Source organism: Cupriavidus sp. SIMBA_020 (genome assembly GCF_046535395.1).
Classification (GTDB): domain Bacteria; phylum Pseudomonadota; class Gammaproteobacteria; order Burkholderiales; family Burkholderiaceae; genus Cupriavidus; species Cupriavidus campinensis.
Genome location: NZ_JAWRWU010000530.1, coordinates 1 through 274 on the forward strand (window position 1 = coordinate 1; position 274 = coordinate 274).

At 62.8% G+C, this 274-nt stretch carries 1 protein-coding gene; it reads left to right on the plus strand.

Features of this window, described 5'->3' with window-relative positions:
- Positions 1-274 (plus strand): transposase (locus tag SB751_RS30365; RefSeq protein WP_410749067.1); only part of this gene is annotated, 274 nt, incomplete at both ends.

A 274-nucleotide genomic window follows, 5' to 3' on the forward strand; every position in this document is an offset into this window, starting at 1 on the left:
GCAGCCGACACGGCGCCGACGGCATAGCAAGGAATTCAAGGAGACGGTCATTCGGGCGGCAATGCAGCCGAACGTGTCGATTGCGGCCGTGGCACTGCATTACCGGCTGAACGCCAACCTGCTGCGCAGTTGGGTCGCAGCACAGGAGGAACGCGATGCCGCTGAAGCGGCCCGACAAGAATTGAACGTCTCGCCCCAGGAATTTGTGCCGCTGCAGATGCAGAACGGTGTTGCAGCGACGCACATCGAGATCGAGGTGCGCAAGGGCGCGACG